This is a genomic window from Bradyrhizobium sp. Kon58, from assembly GCF_055807455.1.
On record NZ_JBVVOT010000402.1, the window covers coordinates 1 to 279 of the forward strand.

General features: G+C 60.6%; 1 pseudogene. It reads left to right on the forward strand.

The features are described 5' to 3' along the window. A pseudogene (locus AC0L20_RS40930) lies at positions 1-279 on the forward strand (SulP family inorganic anion transporter); the annotation flags it as partial.

The following is a 279-nucleotide window of genomic DNA, read 5'->3' on the forward strand; positions in this document are numbered from 1 at the left end:
TGCCTGGGCGTCGTTGCGGGTGATCAACAAGGTGCCGCTCAATGACGTGCTGGTGATCATGGCGGTGACGGTCATCACCGTGTTCACCGACCTTGCGACCGCTGTGCTGTGCGGCATCGTGATTGCAGCGCTGAACTTGGCCTGGCAACAGGCGCGTGAACTGTATGCCGACGAACACCTGGAAGCTGACGGCAGCAAACTCTACCGTCTGCACGGCACGTTGTTCTTTGCCTCCACCACGCCGTTCCTGAATCAATTCGACCCGGCCAACGACCCGGC